The 15,672-nt window shown below is 73.2% G+C and carries 13 protein-coding genes and 1 pseudogene; 4 read left to right on the top strand and 10 right to left on the bottom strand.

The annotated features are described in order from the left end of the window. Positions 1-2 precede the first annotated feature (2 nt). A complete protein-coding gene (locus HHX37_RS12480; RefSeq protein WP_182885481.1) occupies positions 3-1,637 on the top strand; it encodes a phospho-sugar mutase in 1,635 nt (544 codons plus the stop codon). A 160-nt stretch (positions 1,638-1,797) separates the two neighbouring features. Here the strand turns inward: HHX37_RS12480 and HHX37_RS12475 are convergent, their stop codons facing one another. Both HHX37_RS12475 and HHX37_RS12470 read right to left on the bottom strand, forming a co-directional pair. Beyond that, positions 1,798-4,188 (bottom strand): ABC transporter permease, encoded by a 2,391-nt coding sequence (locus tag HHX37_RS12475; protein WP_182885480.1) that lies wholly within the window; start codon positions 4,186-4,188, stop codon positions 1,798-1,800. Beyond that, complete coding sequence (locus HHX37_RS12470; RefSeq protein WP_182885479.1) at positions 4,185-4,919, bottom strand: ABC transporter ATP-binding protein; 735 nt, start codon at positions 4,917-4,919, stop codon at positions 4,185-4,187. Before HHX37_RS12470 ends, HHX37_RS12475 begins: the two co-directional genes overlap by 4 nt. A gap of 98 nt (positions 4,920-5,017) precedes the next feature. Here HHX37_RS12470 and HHX37_RS12465 point away from each other — a divergent pair, with 98 nt between their 5' ends. After that, complete coding sequence (locus HHX37_RS12465; protein WP_182879714.1) at positions 5,018-5,626, top strand: response regulator transcription factor; 609 nt, start codon at positions 5,018-5,020, stop codon at positions 5,624-5,626. A gap of 31 nt (positions 5,627-5,657) precedes the next feature. Here the strand turns inward: HHX37_RS12465 and HHX37_RS12460 are convergent, their stop codons facing one another. The 3 genes from HHX37_RS12460 to HHX37_RS12450 all read right to left on the bottom strand — a co-directional run bounded on the left by HHX37_RS12460 (position 5,658) and on the right by HHX37_RS12450 (position 9,580). Further along, entirely contained in the window at positions 5,658-7,796 is a 2,139-nt protein-coding gene (locus HHX37_RS12460) for a histidine kinase (protein WP_220502824.1), read from the bottom strand. Between the two features lie 120 nt (positions 7,797-7,916). Then, entirely contained in the window at positions 7,917-8,495 is a 579-nt protein-coding gene (locus HHX37_RS12455) for a PH domain-containing protein (protein ID WP_182885478.1), read from the bottom strand. Continuing rightward, complete coding sequence (locus HHX37_RS12450) at positions 8,492-9,580, bottom strand: adenosine deaminase (RefSeq protein WP_182885477.1); 1,089 nt, start codon at positions 9,578-9,580, stop codon at positions 8,492-8,494. The genes HHX37_RS12455 and HHX37_RS12450 overlap by 4 nt, the downstream gene beginning before the upstream one ends. 137 nt (positions 9,581-9,717) lie before the next feature. Here HHX37_RS12450 and HHX37_RS12445 point away from each other — a divergent pair. Next, a pseudogene (locus tag HHX37_RS12445) lies at positions 9,718-10,725 on the top strand (RNA-guided endonuclease InsQ/TnpB family protein); the annotation flags it as partial. A gap of 122 nt (positions 10,726-10,847) precedes the next feature. Here HHX37_RS12445 and HHX37_RS12440 read toward each other — a convergent pair. Next, the gene (locus tag HHX37_RS12440) at positions 10,848-11,201 is read right to left on the bottom strand and encodes a cupin domain-containing protein (protein ID WP_182885475.1); all 354 of its coding nucleotides are present in this window, start codon (positions 11,199-11,201) and stop codon (positions 10,848-10,850) included. A gap of 79 nt (positions 11,202-11,280) precedes the next feature. Next, positions 11,281-12,696: an MFS transporter gene (locus HHX37_RS12435; protein WP_182885474.1), complete on the bottom strand. Its 1,416-nt coding sequence runs from the start codon at positions 12,694-12,696 to the stop codon at positions 11,281-11,283. A 102-nt stretch (positions 12,697-12,798) separates the two neighbouring features. Here HHX37_RS12435 and HHX37_RS12430 point away from each other — a divergent pair, with 102 nt between their 5' ends. Beyond that, entirely contained in the window at positions 12,799-13,272 is a 474-nt protein-coding gene (locus tag HHX37_RS12430; RefSeq protein ID WP_182873997.1) for a MarR family winged helix-turn-helix transcriptional regulator, read from the top strand. Between the two features lie 18 nt (positions 13,273-13,290). Here the strand turns inward: HHX37_RS12430 and HHX37_RS12425 are convergent, their stop codons facing one another. The 3 genes from HHX37_RS12425 to HHX37_RS35730 all read right to left on the bottom strand — a co-directional run bounded on the left by HHX37_RS12425 (position 13,291) and on the right by HHX37_RS35730 (position 15,586). Beyond that, the gene (locus tag HHX37_RS12425) at positions 13,291-14,112 is read right to left on the bottom strand and encodes a VOC family protein (RefSeq protein ID WP_182879709.1); all 822 of its coding nucleotides are present in this window, start codon (positions 14,110-14,112) and stop codon (positions 13,291-13,293) included. A gap of 55 nt (positions 14,113-14,167) precedes the next feature. Next, positions 14,168-15,199, bottom strand: a complete 1,032-nt coding sequence (locus tag HHX37_RS12420) for an MFS transporter (protein WP_182885473.1) — start codon at positions 15,197-15,199, stop codon at positions 14,168-14,170. 219 nt (positions 15,200-15,418) lie between these two features. Further along, positions 15,419-15,586 (bottom strand): hypothetical protein, encoded by a 168-nt coding sequence (locus tag HHX37_RS35730; protein WP_220502823.1) that lies wholly within the window; start codon positions 15,584-15,586, stop codon positions 15,419-15,421. Positions 15,587-15,672 lie beyond the last annotated feature (86 nt).

The following is a 15,672-nucleotide window of genomic DNA, read 5'->3' as shown; positions in this document are numbered from 1 at the left end:
CCGTGACCGATCTCGTACGGCTCGCCCGCGAATGGCGTGACCAGGACCCCGACCCCGACACGCGGGCGGAACTCGACGCGATCCTGGACCGGCAGGATCTCGACGCACTGGAGGACCGCTTCGGCGCCAAGCTGGAGTTCGGCACGGCGGGCCTGCGCGGCGCGCTGGGAGCCGGGCCGAACCGGATGAACCGGGTGACCGTGATGCGGGCCGCCGCCGGCCTGGCCCGCGTGCTCGGACCGGGACGCCACGTCGTGATCGGCTACGACGGGCGGCACAAGTCCGACGTGTTCGCCGCCGACACGGCCCGCGTGCTGACGGGGGCCGGGCTGCGCGCGTCGGTCATGGCCGGGAGGTGGCCGACGCCGGTGCTGGCGTTCGCCGTCCGCCACCTCGGCGCGGACGCGGGCGTGATGGTCACCGCCTCGCACAACCCTCCCCAGGACAACGGTTACAAGGTCTACTGGGGCGACGGCGCGCAGATCGTCCCGCCGATCGACCAGGACATCTCGGCCGCCATCGACGCGACCGGCCCGGTGGACGCCCTCCCGCTGGGCGACGCCTGGACGACCCTCGGCCACGACGACATCGTCACGCCGTACCTGCGGGCGCTGACGGCGCTGCCGCTGGGCGACGCCCGCGCGATCTCGGTCGCGTACACCCCGCTGCACGGCGTCGGCGGCGCGACCGTGTCCGAGGCGTTCCGCGCGGCGGGCTTCGAGGTGCCGGTCATGGTCGGCCGGCAGGCCATGCCCGACCCGAACTTCCCCACCGTGGCGTTCCCGAACCCGGAGGAGCCGGGCGCGATGGACCTCGCGCTCGAACTCGCCGCCGCCACCCGCGCCGACCTCGTCCTGGCGAACGACCCGGACGCCGACCGGTGCGCGGTCGGCACGCCGCTGCCCGGCGGCGGCTACCGGATGCTGACCGGCGACGAGGTGGGCGGGCTGCTCGCCGAGCACGTGCTGCGGCACACCTCGGGCGGCGACCGGCTGGTCGCCACGTCGATCGTGTCGTCCTCGCTGCTCGCGAAGATCGCCGCCGATCACGGCGTGCGGCACGCCGAGACGCTGACGGGCTTCAAGTGGATCATGAAGACTGGGCCGGGGCTCGTCTTCGGGTACGAGGAGGCGCTGGGCTACAGCGTCGGGTCGGATGCGGGCCTGCCGGTCCACGACAAGGACGGCGTCGGGGCCGCGCTCGCCGTCGCCGGGATGGCCGCCGCGGCCAGGCGGGAGGGCCGCTCGCTGCTCGACCTGCTGGACGACCAGGCCCGCCGGTACGGCCTGCACGCGACCACCCAGCTGTCGGTCCGGGTCGAGGACCTGTCGCTGATCGCGAAGGCGATGGAGCGCCTGCGGGCCAATCCTCCGGCGCGGCTGGCGGGCCGGGCGGTGGAGTCGGCCGAGGACCTGTCGCTAGGGGTGGCCGGGCTGCCGCCGACCGACGGCCTGCGCTACCGCCTCTCCGGCGACGCCCGGGTCATCGTCCGGCCCAGCGGCACCGAGCCCAAGCTCAAGTGCTACCTGGAGGTCGTCGTGCCGGTCGGGGACGAGGACGTCGCGGAGGCGAGGGCACGGGCCGCCGCGGACCTGGAGGCCCTGAAACAGGACCTCGCCACCGCCCTGGCCCTCTGAAAGGCTCCGCGCCACTCGTGTCCCGGGCCGGCCGCGCACCGGTGACCGGGCTGCGCGGGTTCCGCACGAGCACGTCGGACGGCCCCTGCGGCGTGACCCCCACCGGCGTCTCCGCCGGTGGGGCCGGTGGGCGCAGGGGCCGGGGTTGACGGCGACCCGGCTACTGGCGGGCGCCGATGGTCTCGGCCGGGCGGGCGCGCAGGGCGAGACGCGCGGGGAGGCTCGTGGCGACCAGGGCGAGCGCGGCCACGGCGGCGATCACCAGCGCGTAGCCGGCCGGAGGGACGTACGGCACGGCCGACCCGGTCATCCCCCTGCCGAAGGCCGACAGCGTGACCAGCGCGATGCCGGTCCCGGCGAGCACCGAGACGACCAGCGCGGTCAGGGTCTCCAGGCGGAGCATGCGCAGCACCTGCCGCCGGGTCGCGCCGACCAGGCGGAGCAGGGCCAGCTCCCGCGACCGGTCCATGGTGGACATGGCCAGCGTGTTGACCACGGCGATCGCGCCGAACGCGATGATCAGGCCCATGGCCACGTAGTCGACCTCGGCGTTCGGCGCCCGCGTCCCGGTCCCCTCCGTCGGCGACACCACCGGCGCCACGGCCGCCAGGGCCTCACGCCGGACCGAGGGCGCCTCGACGAGCAGGGTGCCCGAGGAATCGTCGACATGGCCGGCCACCAGCGCGTACGGGAGGGTCAGGTCGCCGAACCCGAGGCCGCGCGAGTAGATCGCCACGACCTTCAGCTCCGCCGGGGTGCCGTCGCCCAGGGTGAGCCTGACCGTCTCGCCGGTCGACAGCCCGAGCCTGGACGCCGCCGACTCGCTCAGCGCGGCCGACCGGGCACCGAATCCGTCGAGCGAGCCGGACACGACTCCCAGGTCCACGGCCTGACCGATCGGCCGCTCGCCGCCGTCGACGCCCTGCGCGCCGTACTTGTCCAGCCCGACGCGCACGGAGGTGCGCACCACCGAAGTGACAGCGGTCACGCCCGGCACGCGGCGCACCGCGTCCGCCGTCGCGCCGCTCACCATGTAGTGGGCGTGGGAACCGGCGGCGGCCTGCGCGGCCGACGCGTGTCCCATCGTGGTCTGGGTGAACAGGATGGTGCAGGTCAAGGCCACCAGAAGGGTGAGCGGCGCCATCACGGAGGCCATCCGTCCCGGGTCCGTCCGCAGGTTGCGCGCGGCCAGGTGCCCGGCGCGGGAGGCGCGCAGCGCGACGCCGAGCAGGGTGGTCGCGGCGCGGGCGAGCACCGGCCCGAGCAGGGTGACGGCCGTCGTCCAGACGAGCGCGGTCAGCATCGTCACGGGGCTCGACGCCGCCTCGGTCTCGAGTCCCGACAGCACCAGCGTCAGCGCGATCCCGCCGACGACGCACAGGACGCCCGCGACCGACCGGCCGAGGGGCAGGCCGCCCCCGCCCATGGCGGCCTCGCCGAGCGCCTCGACGGGACGGATCCGCGCGATCCGGCGGACCGACAGGCGGGTCGCGGCCCAGGCCGCCACCACGGCGGCGAGCAGGGCGGCCGCCGCCGGGAACGGGCCGACCACCAGGCGCAGGTTCTCCGGCATGGCGCCCAGCTCGACGAACCGGCCGCGCAGCCAGAACCCGAGACCGGCACCGGCCGCCGATCCGACGACGCCGGCGACCAGGCCGACCAGCAGCGCCTCGCCGCCCAGCAGCCTGCGTACCTGCCCGGGCGTGGCGGCGACCGCGCGGAGGAGGGCGATCTCGCGCCGTCGCTGCTGGACCGCGAGGGCGGAGGTGCCGGTCACGACGAGGATCGCCACCAGCAGGGACGTGCCGCCGAGGGCGCCGCCCAGGCTGATCAGCCGCACCCGCGCCTGCTCCGCGTCGAGGAACTCCACGGTGCCGCGCCCGTCCCCGGTGTAGGCCACGAGACGGTCGGTCAGCACCGGCGAGACATCCACGCGGGGGAACACGCCGATCGCGGTCACCAGCCCCGGGCGCCCGGCCAGCCGGCGCGCCTCGGCCGTCGAGAAGAACACCGTGTCCTGGCTCGGCAGGGCCTGCGCCGTGACCCCCACGACCCGGTACGCCTCGCCTCGGACATCGAGAGCAGCGCCGACGGACAGGCCGGAGCGGGCGTCCACGACCACCTCGCGGTTCTCACGCGGCGGGCGTCCCCGCGCGACGGTGAACGGCGTGAGCCCCGCAGACTCCCACCCGTGCCCGAGAGCGTGCCCGTTCACGGGGAACGTCACCTCGGTCAGCACCTCGGAGACGCCCGGCAGGCCGCGCAGCCGCGCGGCCGTCGCCTCGGCGATCCAGACCCGCTCCGACAGCGGCTTGGCCTTCGTCTTGACCTTCCCGGAGGACGCGGCCACGGTCTCGTGGACGTTCTGGTCGCCCGCGACGATCAGCGGCGCGCCCGCGTAGCGCTCCGGCGCTACTCCGCCCCGCAGGCCGGTCTCCAGCAGCATCAGGCACGCGCAGACCAGCGCGGCGGCGCACACCAGCGCCACGAACGCCCCCGCGAACGCCGCCCCGCGGTGCCGCAGGGTCTTCAGTGCGAGTCCGGTGATCATGCCGCGTACGCCCCCAGCCTCGTCATGCGCTCGGCGACCCTCTCGGAGCTCGGCCCGGTCATCGCGTCCACGATCCGGCCGTCGGCGAGGAACAGGACGGTGTCGGCGTAGGAGGCCGCCACCGGGTCGTGGGTGACCATCACCACGGTCTGGCCGAGGCCGTCCACCACCTCCCGCAGCAGCCGGAGCACGTCACGGGCCGTCATCGTGTCGAGCGCGCCCGTCGGCTCGTCGCCGAAGACCACCTGCGGCCGGGTCACCAGCGCCCTGGCGATGGCCACCCGCTGCTGCTGCCCGCCGGACAGCTGGGCGGGGCGGTGCCCGGTCCGGCCCGCCAGCCCCACCCGCCCGACGATCTCCTCAAGCCAGGCCCGGTCGGCCCGCACCCCGGCCAGCCGCATCGGGAGCGTGATGTTCTCCAGCACGGTCAGGGACGAGACCAGGTTGAACGCCTGGAACACGAAGCCGATCCGCTGCCTGCGCAGCTCCGTCAACCGGGTCTCGTCCATGCCGGACAGCTCCGTGCCGCCCAGCCGCACGGAGCCGGAGGAGGGCGTGTCCAGCCCCGCCGCGCAGTGCAGGAACGTGCTCTTGCCCGAACCCGACGGCCCCATCACGGCGGTGAAGCTCCCGCCGGGGATGGTCACCGAGACCTCACGCAGGGCGGCGACCGCGCCCTGTCCCTTCCCGTACACCTTGCTGACCGCGTCAAGGCGGAGCACCTCTGTCATGTGCTCAAGCCTGCTGATCAGCGGTCACGCGTCCCAGAGACGGCCTCACCTCCTGCCCATGACCTCATCATGATCCGGACACTGGTAGACATATCCGCGTGATTCGCGTACTCCTTGCCGAGGACCAGCACGTCATCAGGAGCGCCCTCGCCGCCCTGCTCGGGCTGGAGGAGGACCTGGAGATCGTCGCGACCGTGGAGTCCGGAGAGGCCGCCCTGGCCGCCGCGCTGGTCCACCGACCCGACGTCGCCGTCCTCGACATCGACATGCCCGGCAGGCTGGACGGCCTGGCGGCCGCGGCCGAGCTCCGCACGCGCCTGCCCGCCTGCCGCGCTCTGATGCTGACGGCGTACGGCAAGCCGGGACACCTGCGCCGTGCCCTCGGCTCGGGTGTCGCCGGATTCGTGCTGAAGACGGCGCCGCCGGACGAGCTGGTGACCGCCATCCGCAAGGTCGCGGCCGGGGAACGGGTGCTCGACCCCTCGCTCGCGGTCACCGCCTGGGACCTGGCGGACAACCCGCTCACCCCACGCGAGGCCGACGTGCTGCGCCTGGCCGCCGCCGGCGCGGACGCCACGGACATCGCCGCGCGGCTCCACCTGGCCGCGGGCACGGTGCGCAACTACCTCACCGTGATCGTGACCAAGCTCAACGCCCGCAACCGGACCGACGCCGTGCGCATCGCCACCGAGGCCGGCTGGATCTAGCGGCCGGCTCGATCCAGGGGCGCGGCTCGATCTAAGGGGTCGGCTCGATCCGGATTCGCGCGGGCAGCGGCGCCCGGTGGGGCACGCAGGCGTCCAGCGTGAACCGGTCGCCGTCGGCGTGCGAGGTCAGCCGGCCGTCCAGGGCCGCGAGGCGGGTGGTCAGGTTGCCGATGCCCGACGACCCCCGCCGTGTCTCCCCCGGCCGCGCGCCGTCGTTGCGCACCCGCAGCCGCAGCCCGGTCTCGTCGGCGCGCATCGTGATCGCGCAGTGGCGGGCCTCGCTGTGCCTGAGCACGTTCGTCACGGCCTCCCTGAGCACGGTGCCCAGCACGGTCTCGACCTCGGCGGGCAGGTCCGGCTCGACCGGCTCCACGGTCACCCGGATCCCGGCGGCCGACAGCACCGTGCGCGCCGACTCCACCTCGGCGGCCAGGGACAGCTCCCGCTGCTCGCCCGACACCGAACGCAGGTCCGCCCGCGCGCCCTCCGCCATGGCGACAATCTCCTCGATCCGCTCCCGCGGGCTCTCCAGGCGGCGGGCCAGCTCACAGGTCAGCAGGATCGCGGCCAGGGAGTGCCCGAGCAGGTCGTGCAGGTCGCGGGCGGCGCGCAGACGCTCCTCGACGATCGCGGAGCGGGCCAGGCTCTCCCTCGCGGCTTGGAGCTCCTTCACGATCTGGGCCAGGCGGAGCAGGGCGTAGACCACCAGCCCGGTGACGAGCGCGCTGATCGTGCTGTTGGCGAGGACGGGGGCGGGCAGGCCGAACAGCATCCCGGCCCCGGCGACGCTCGCCACGATCGCCGCCGCCGCCGGCCACGCGGCCCGCCGGGGGAACGCGAGCAGGACCGGCCCGGCGAGGAAGCCCGCCGCTCCGAGCCAGACGGGCCCGAAGACCGGAACAGGCGCGTACGTGAGGACCGCCATCACCCCGAGCGCCACCATGTGACGCCCGTTCACGGAGCGGAGCTGCATGACGACGATCACGGCGAGGCACGCCGCGGCCGGGACCACGAGGGCGCCGGAGAGCTGGAGCAGCGCCTTGACGCTGAAGCCCACGAGGACGGCCGCGAGCACCGTGACCGACACGGCGTACGACGCGTCGCCGGCGAACCTCGGCAGGAACCGGCGCCGTTCTCCCTCCGCCGACGATTCCGGAGCACGGGCGTCGCCGGCGCCCGTCGCGCCCGGCGGCGCCTCGATGGAAGGACTGCGGGGAAGCGTCGCCTCCACCACGAATCGTCCCGTGGGGGACAGACCGGTGGCGAGGGTGCCGCCCGCCTCCTCCAGCCGGAGCCCGTCGAAGTCGGGGCCCTCGGCGGTGCGGTGGCCGTCGTCGACGACACGCAGCCGCACCTTGTCTCCCTGCTCGCTCGTCTCAATGACGCACAGCCGGGCGGTGCCCCGCCTCAGCACGTCGGTGACGGCCTCGCGCAGCACACTCGCCAACAGCGCCCCACCGGGGCCGAGAGGCTCGGTGTGGCCGCCGCGCACCTCGACGGCGACTCCCGCGGCGTCGAGCATCGCCCTCGCCGTGACCAGCTCGGGAGCGAGGGACGTGGCACGGTAGTTCGCGGAGGCGGCGCGGGCGTCGGCCAGTGCCGCACGCGCGGTAGCGGTCACCGAAGCCAGCACCTCGGCCGCGCCGTCGGGTTCCGCCAGCGCGCGGCGGCCGCCGTCGACGATCACCTCCAGGCTCCGCCCGAGGCCGTCGTTGAGCTCGGCCGCCAGGCGCAGCCGCTCGGCGCCCACGGCCGCGGCGGCCAGCGAGAGCCGGGCGGCGTACATCTCGCCCGCGCGCTCCACGAGCCGGGTGAGACCGAAGACGACCAGCGCGACCAGCACCACGGTGATCGTCGCGTCGGCCGTCGCCCCGCCGCGGGCGGCGTCGATCAGCGCCGCGCTCGCCACCACCAGCGGCGCGAGCACGCGTGCGGTATCACGATGGGCACTGGTCAGCAGCAGCGCACCGGCCAGGAAGCCCAGGATCCCGGTGGAGACGCCGCCGATGACGCTCGCCGTGTAGACGAGGGCGGCCTGCGCGGCGAGCAGCCACCACTTCCTGAACTTCAGCAGGTAGAGGACCTGCACGCCGAACACCGCCAGCGCGATCGGCGCGCCCGCGACCACGTAGACGCTCGCGAGCGCGGCCAGCACAACGACGACGATCATCCGCGCCAGACGCACTCGGACCCCTTCGGCAAACGACGACCACCCCGGCGTCGCACGGGCAGGACGCGCGGCGCGCGCCAGGCCGCGGTGCGTGCTCCGCCCCCGCTCCCCGCCTCCTGATCAGGAGAGGACGACGGCGGCCACGACCAGCACGAGCGCGGCGGCCAGGACGGCCAGGGCGGAGGGCGACCAGGTGACCCGGGTCTCGCCGGTGGACGTCTGCCGGCGCGACCTGCTCATCTCCTCAAGCTGCTGGGCCACCCAGTCGGCGTGGGTGCGTCCGCCCACGGCCGCCGTGGCCCGCTCGACGCGGTCCTTCGACGAGGCCGCCTTGACGGCCTGCCCGGCGGCCCTGGCCCGCTCCCGCGCCGTGGCCTGCGGTGTCCAGCAGCGTACGGCCGTCCCGCCCGACTCGATCACGATGGCGCTGGTGACCGAGAGGTCGTCGACGGCGTTCCAAGGGATGTAGGCGTTCCTGAGCACGTTGCGGACGCGGACCCCGCCCTCCTCGGCGAGGATGGCGGGCCGCAGCGCCATGACGAAGACCAGGGCCGTGATGACGCCGAGCACCGCCCCCGCGATCAGCGCGCTGGGCATCCGGCCGTGGGCGATCAGGTCCCAGGTGTTCCAGGCGGCGAACACCAGCCAGGCCCACCCGAAGATCCAGGCCAGCTTGGACCGGTAGACCTGCGGCTTCACGCGCCCTGCCGCATCCGTGCGAAGGCGGGCTTGATCACGTCGTTGATCAGCGCGAGCCGCTCGTCGAACGGGATGAACGCCGACTTCATCGCGTTGACGGTGAACCACTGCAGGTCGTCCCAGCCGTAGCCGAAGGCGTCCACCAGCTCCGCGAACTCCCGCGACACGCTGGTGCCGCTCATCAGCCGGTTGTCGGTGTTGACCGTCACGCGGAAGTACAGGCGGCGCAGCAGGCCGATCGGGTGTTCGGCGATCGACGGGGCGGCCCCGGTCTGCAGGTTGGAGGTCGGGCACATCTCCAGCGGGATGCGCTTGTCGCGGACGTAGGCCGCGAGCCTGCCGAGCTTGGCCTCGCCGTCCGCCGGCACCGTGATGTCGTCGATGATCCGCACCCCGTGGCCCAGCCGGTCGGCGCCGCACCACTGGATGGCCTGCCAGATCGACGGCAGTCCGAAGGCCTCCCCCGCGTGGATCGTGAAGTGGGCGTTCTCCCGCTGGAGGTACTCGAAGGTGTCCAGGTGCCGTGTGGGCGGATATCCGGCCTCCGCGCCCGCGATGTCGAACCCGACCACGCCGAGGTCCCGGTAGCGTACGGCGAGCTCGGCGATCTCCATCGAGCGCGCCTGGTGGCGCATCGCGGTGAGCAGCGTGCCGACCCTGATGCGCGTGCCGCCGTCCGGTGCGGCCGAGCCGAGCCGGAACCCCTCCAGCACTGCCTCCACGACCTCGTCCAGCGACAGGCCCTGTGAGGTGTGCTGTTCCGGCGCGAAACGGACCTCGGCGTAGATCACGCCGTCGTCCGCCAGGTCCTCGGCGCACTCGGCGGCCACCCTGACCAGCCCGTCACGGGTCTGCATGACCCCGACCGTGTGGGCGAACGTCTCCAGGTAACGCTCCAGCGACCCCGAGTCCGCCGCCTCCCTGAACCAGGCCCCCAGCTTGTCCGGGTCGTACGTGGGCAGTTCGTGTCCGCACTCCCGGGCGAGCTCCACGATCGTCCCGGCCCGCAGCCCGCCGTCGAGATGGTCGTGCAGGAGCACCTTGGGCACCCTGCGGATCTCCTCCAGAGTGGGCAACTCGTTCATCAAAGCCTCCGAGAAACCCCCGCCTTCGGGCGGAGGAGGAATCGGACTGCCTGCGGGGGCAGGGCAGGGATAGGCGTTTCGCCGCAAAGCGAACCGCTGTACGAATTCACGCGATCGTCAACTGATCGGGTGGCATGATGTGCGGCGTGGCGCAGACGGTGAAGCGGGCCTACAAGTACCGCTTCTACCCGACCTCCGCGCAGGCCGCCGAGCTTGCCCGGACGTTCGGGTGCGTGCGCCTGGTCTACAACAAGGCCCTTGAAGAACGTACCCGCGCCTACACCAGGGAAAGCGCCCGCGTCTCCTACGCCGAGTCCTCGGCCGCGCTGACGGCGTGGAAGCGCACCGAAGAGCTGGCGTTCCTGGCCGAGGTGTCCAGTGTGCCGCTGCAGCAGGCACTGCGGCACCTGCAGGCCGCCTTCGCGAACTTCTTCGCCAAGCGGGCCAGGTATCCGGTGTTCAAGTCGCGGAAGAAGTCGCGGGCGTCGGCCGAGTACACCCGCTCGGCGTTCCGCTGGCGGGACGGCCGGCTCACGCTGGCGAAGATGGACGGGCCGCTGGACATCGTGTGGTCGCGTCCGCTCCCGCAGGGGGCGCAGCCGTCCACGGTGACGGTGAGCAAGGACGCGGCGGGGCGCTGGTTCGTGTCCATCCTGGTGGAGCAGGCCATTGATCCGCTCGCCCCCACCGGGGGCGCGGTTGGTGTGGATGCGGGGATCACCGCCCTGGTCACCCTGTCGACCGGTGAGAAGATCACCAACCCCCGGCATGAGCGGGCCGACCGGCGGGCGCTGACCAGGGCTCAGCGTGCGCTCGCCCGCAAAACCGCAGGCAGCGGCAATCGGGCCAAGGCCAGGGTGAGGGTCGCCCGCCTGTACGCGCGGGAACTCGTGGTGATCGACCGGTGGTTTCCCAGCTCGAAGCTGTGCTCGGCCTGCGGGACCCTGCACGAGGCGATGCCGTTGCACGTCCGGGAATGGGAGTGCGCCTGCGGCACGGTCCATGTCCGGGACGTCAACGCCGCCAACAACATCCTCGCCGCCGGGCTGGCGGAGAGGTGAAACGCCTGTGGAGCTGGTGTAAGACCTCAACGAGAGCCCTCTCGGACGAGGCGACCGGCGGCGAAACAGGAAGACCAACCTGTGAGGGTTGGAATCCTCTCTCTTCAGGGAGGGGAGGATGTCAATCGCCCTCCTCACCGCGGTCGTACATCCGGCAATCCTATCCACGGACCCGGATCGGGCGGCCTGGCGAGATCCGCCGACGCTCAGTCCTCGCGGTTGGCGGTGTCCGGGGAGAACGCGGGCAGGCAGACCGCCACGTACTCGGCGCCGGACGGCCCGGCGCTGTAGCGGATCTTCTCTCCCGGCTCGCTGGCGAACGCCTGGCCCGCCTCCACGACGGTCGCCCCGCCCTCGTGCTCCACGACGACCGATCCCTTGAGGACGAGCGTGTACTCGGCGAACGCGGGGGCCTGCGCGGGCTCGCTCCAGCCCGCGGGCACCACCATGTGGGCGATGGAGACCTGTTCGTCGCCGCTGTTGACGCGGCCGACGTACTCGTCGATGACCTTCCCGCCCGGCACCGGCACCCGGGTGGGTCCCTCGATCTTCCTGACCATGCCGACCAGTGTCGCAGTGGGCGGCGCCCGCCACGAGCCCGGGGGCCCACGCTCCCCCGGGCTCGCAGCGGCGAGGTGGTCAGACGAGTTCCGGCACCGGTTCCTCCCTGGCCTCGACCGGCCGCCGGAACCGGAGCCCCGAGACGGCGACCGCCAGGCCGGCGAGGGCGAACCCGGCCGAGACCAGGATCGCGGCGCGGAACCGGGTGATCGGGTCACCGCCGTCCGCCCCCGCGGTGAGGACGGCCGTGACGATCGCCAGCACCACCGCGCCGCCGACCTGCCCGGAGGTGTTCAGCAGCCCGGAGGCGAGCCCCTGCTCCTCGTCGTCGACCCCGGCGGTCGCCTGGATGTTGAGCGAGGGGAAGGACAGCGCGAACGCGACGCCCAGCAGGAGCATGCCGGGCAGCACCATCGTGAACAGGCCGGGGTGCAGGTCCACCCGCAGGAACACCGCGTAGCCCGCGAGCAGCGCGACCGACCCCACCACGATGAGGCGCGCGGTGCCGAAGCGGTCGGCGAGCCTGCCCATCGTGGTCGAGCCGACCGCGACCAGCAGTCCGGCCGGAAGGAACGCCAGCGCGGTCGTCAGGGCGCTCCAGCCCAGCAGGTTCTGGAAGTACTGCATCGCCACGAACTGGAAGCCGACGTACGAGCCGAACAGGATGACCAGCCCGACGTTGGCCCGGACGAGCGGTGCGGAGCGCAGGATGCCGAGCCGGACCAGCGGGTGCCGCACCCTCCGCTCCAGCCGGACGAACAGGCCGACCAGGGCGGCGGACGCCGCCAGCGACACCACGGTGCGCACCACGCTCACCTTGGGCGCCTCGACCACGGCGAAGACCATGAGCAGCATCGCGGCCGTGATGGTCACGGCGCCGAGGAGGTCGTGGCCGCCCTCCCCGCGCTCATCGCTCCGCTCCAGCAGGCGCGCCCCGGCCACCAGCGCGATGATGGCCACCGGTACGGGCATGAGGAACGTCCAGCGCCAGCCGATCTCGGTGAGCACGCCGGACAGCACCAGCCCGAGTGAGAAGCCGCTGGCGCCGGAGGCGGTGAAGATGCTCAGCGCCCGGTTGCGGGCGGGTCCTTCGGCGAAGGTCGTGGTGATGATGGACAACGCGGCCGGCGCGGTGAACGCGGCGCTGACGCCCTTCGCGAAACGGGCCGCGATCAACAGCGTCCCGTCGCTCATCAGCCCGCCGAGCAGCGAGGCGACGGCGAAGAGGACCAGGGCCGACAGGAACACCCGGCGACGGCCGAGCAGGTCGGCGGTCCGGCCCCCGAGCAGCAGCAGACCGCCGTACCCCAGCACGTAACCGCTCACCACCCACTGCAGCGAGGTGGTGGTCATCCCGAGATCGGCCTGGATGGACGGAAGCGCCACCCCGACCATCGACACGTCGAGGGCGTCGAGGAACACGACGGCGCAGAGCACCGTGAGGGCACCCCACAGGCGGGCCCCCCAGCGCTCGTCCTTGGTGGAGGAAATCATGGGCCAGAACTTACATGCACGCGCATTCAATGCACAAGCATTTAATGTTGTTGCATGTAGTTTGCGTGGGTGGTATGGTCGCGCGCAGAAAGGCGGTCTCGCATGAACGACACCGACACCGATTTCGTGGTCATGGCCTGGCGCGCGCTGCTCGCCCGTCACGCCGAGGTGTCATGCGTCCTGGAGCGCGAGCTCAGCGACAAGCACGGGCTCGGAGTGAGCGAGTTCGAGGTGCTGGAGCGCCTCGCGGAGGGCCGGTCGTCCTGCCAGGAGCCGGGCGAGGTCAAGTTCCGCGTGCAGGGGCTCGCCGACCAGGTCCACCTGAGCCAGAGCGCGCTCTCCCGCCTCATCGCACGGCTGGAACGCGAAGGACTGGTCGCCCGCGCCCTGTGCGAGGCGGACCGGCGCGGAGTGTTCGTGCATATCACCGAGGAGGGCCGCCGCCGGCACGCCGAGGCGACCCCCACCCACAGAGCGGTTCTGTCCGCGCACCTGTTCCCGCACCTCGTCGACGCCGGCTGCGCGAAACCGGCCGAGGACGCCGCTCCGGAGGACGCGACCTCCCGCCAGGCCTGACCGCCACGGGCGGGTCGGTCAGGCGGTGCCCGCGAGGGCCAACGGGACGCCGTCCGGGTCGACGAGCAGTCCGTCCCCCGCGACCCGGGCGCCGGACGCGACCAGCCTCCCGGCCTCCCTCCCGGGGTCGTCCACGGCGAGGGCGACGTGCCGGAAGCCGCGCCGGCCGGGGTCGGCCGTCCAGGGACTCGGCGTCGTCGCCGCGGTGAACGTGAACACCTCCAGTACGGCAGGCCCCGCCAGCAGGTAGGTGATCAGGAAGCCCCGAGGATCCTGGTCCTGGGTGATCTGGCCGATCACCTCGTACCCGAGGGTGTCGCGGTAGAAGGCCAGCGCGGCGTCGAGCCCTCCCGACGTGACCGCCACATGGTCGAAAACCGGCGGCGCCGTACGCGGCCTGCTCAGGGTGGCCAGCCGTTCGCGTTCGGCGAGTTCGGGCGAGGCGACGCGGTGATACCGCAGGTAGTTGTCGGTGATCTCCAGGTGCGTGCCGTCCGGGTCCTGGAAGAACGCGATGCGCACGCCGCCGACCGCGTCGAGCGGCGGGAGCGTGAAGGGCACCCCGGCGTCGCGTACGCGCTCGGCCCGCAGGTCGACGTCCCCGACCTTGAAGCCGATGTGCCGGATGCCGCGCTGGAGGTCGTCGTTCACCCAGCCGCCGAGGTCGCCGTCGCCCGTCTCGACGAGCTTGAGCAGCACGGGACCCGCCGTCAGCCAGGCCACCCCCGCCTCTCCGGCGGGGCCCTCCACCTCGGCGAGGTCCAGCAGGCTCCGGTAGAAGTCGAGCGAACGGGCCAGATCGGCGACGCCGATCTCGACATGCCGGATGTCCCTGGACACGTGCCTCCCTCCGTCACGGCCCGCCCCGGCACCGCCGGTCACGAAGCCCTGATCTCTACGCACATGAGACTTTCCCATATCTCTCCGGACGCAGGCCGGGCGCCAGGGCCAGCGTGACCGCGACGGAGACCGCGGCCATCGCGGCCATGGCGGCCGAGGCCGAGGTGAGCTGGGCGACGGAACCGGCGATCGCGGCGCCGACCCCCTGCATGGTCATCGTGCCGGACGACTGCAGCCCCAGCGCCTGGCCGCTCATCTCCTCGGGCGTGACGGCCATGAGGCGTTCCTGGAGAAGCAGGCCGGCCGAGTATCCGGCCGAGGCGAGCCCCACGGCCGCGACCGCGAGCGGCAGGGCCGGGCGCAGGAGGAAGACCAGGTACGGCACGGCCAGCAGCAGCCGTAGCGGAGCGCTCAGCCGCTCGCGCCACCACTTCGGGACGAACCGCCCCAGCAGGGTGTCTCCCGCGAGCATCCCCGCGGCGGCGGAGGCGAACAGCGTCCCGGCATGCCGCGGATCATAGGCGACGTACAGCGACTCGCAGCCGACGATCAGTCCGTTGGGCACCCACAGGGCCAGGTAGAGACGACGGCGCGCCGGCGACGACCACAGCCTTCGGTTGGTCCGCCACGTCTCGGCGGGCGAGGGCCGTCCCTGTGCCCGGGGCGGACGGGCGGCGAGCCCCCATCGGGCGACGAGGGCGGCGGCGAGGTCCAGCCCCGCCCCCACGAGCAGGGTGCCGCGCGGGGAGAGGGCGGTCACGAGCACGCCACCGGCGGCGAAACCCACGATCTGCTGGACGCCGGCTGACATGTTGAGCACCGAACGGCCCAGCAGGTATCCGTCCCTCGGCAGGATCTCGTTGAGCAGCCCGAACCTGACCCCGCTGCCGAGGGACGCGGCGAGCCCCATGCCGAGGACGACGGCGAACAGCGCCCACAGCGGCAGGCCGGGTACGGCGAGCACGACCGTGCCGCCGCAGAACACCAGCGCCAGGCCGCTCATGGTCGAGGCCGCCACCTGCGCGGAGGAGAAGGCGAACAGGGGCGTGAACTCGGGCGTGCGGAAGAGGTCCCGATAAGTACGCATGGCAGGACCTTCCATCGGCACCCCATGTCGCCGTTACTGTTTCGCGGGGAGGCGAAACGTGGGCTGGTGGCTGGTGAACGCCGACACTCTCGCGGAGAGCCGGTTCGTCGTGTCCCCGCTCGCCGAGGCCACCGCCTGCCTGCTCAGCCTGGAGAAGGCGTCGGCCCGGAACCCGGCGGAGCGCGCCTGGCTCGACACGCACCTGCCCGCGTACCGCGCTCACCTGGCCGATGATCCGGTCACCGCGCTGCTGCTGAAGGCCGCGCGGGGACGCGGCTGGATCGCCGACTTCCTCACGCCCGCACCGCCGGGCGAGGGCGACGCGGTCTTCGAGGAGGAGGTGGCCCGCGTCCGCGCGACCCCGCCCGAGACCGCGCTCGACGACATGCGGCCGGGGATGCGATGGCTCGGCGCCCGGCGGCCCGGCGGCGTCCGAGGCGCTGGGCAGGCTGCTCGGACCGGCGAGGGCACGG

It is taken from the genome of Microbispora sp. H10885 (assembly GCF_014161415.1).
GTDB lineage: Bacteria > Actinomycetota > Actinomycetes > Streptosporangiales > Streptosporangiaceae > Microbispora > Microbispora triticiradicis.
This window is presented reverse-complemented; position numbering and strand designations above follow the sequence as displayed.

Excerpts from the sequence above, each read along its gene's own strand:
- HHX37_RS12475 (WP_182885480.1), bottom strand. The coding sequence starts at position 4,188 with ATGATCACCGGACTCGCACTGAAGACCCTGCGGCACCGCGGGGCGGCG.
- HHX37_RS12470 (WP_182885479.1), bottom strand. The coding sequence starts at position 4,919 with ATGACAGAGGTGCTCCGCCTTGACGCGGTCAGCAAGGTGTACGGGAAG.
- HHX37_RS12460 (WP_220502824.1), bottom strand. The coding sequence starts at position 7,796 with ATGATCGTCGTCGTTGTGCTGGCCGCGCTCGCGAGCGTCTACGTGGTC.
- HHX37_RS12450 (WP_182885477.1), bottom strand. The coding sequence starts at position 9,580 with ATGAACGAGTTGCCCACTCTGGAGGAGATCCGCAGGGTGCCCAAGGTG.
- HHX37_RS12440 (WP_182885475.1), bottom strand. The coding sequence starts at position 11,201 with ATGGTCAGGAAGATCGAGGGACCCACCCGGGTGCCGGTGCCGGGCGGG.
- HHX37_RS12435 (WP_182885474.1), bottom strand. The coding sequence starts at position 12,696 with ATGATTTCCTCCACCAAGGACGAGCGCTGGGGGGCCCGCCTGTGGGGT.
- HHX37_RS12430 (WP_182873997.1), top strand. The coding sequence starts at position 12,799 with ATGAACGACACCGACACCGATTTCGTGGTCATGGCCTGGCGCGCGCTG.
- HHX37_RS12420 (WP_182885473.1), bottom strand. The coding sequence starts at position 15,199 with ATGCGTACTTATCGGGACCTCTTCCGCACGCCCGAGTTCACGCCCCTG.
- HHX37_RS35730 (WP_220502823.1), bottom strand. The coding sequence starts at position 15,586 with ATGTCGTCGAGCGCGGTCTCGGGCGGGGTCGCGCGGACGCGGGCCACC.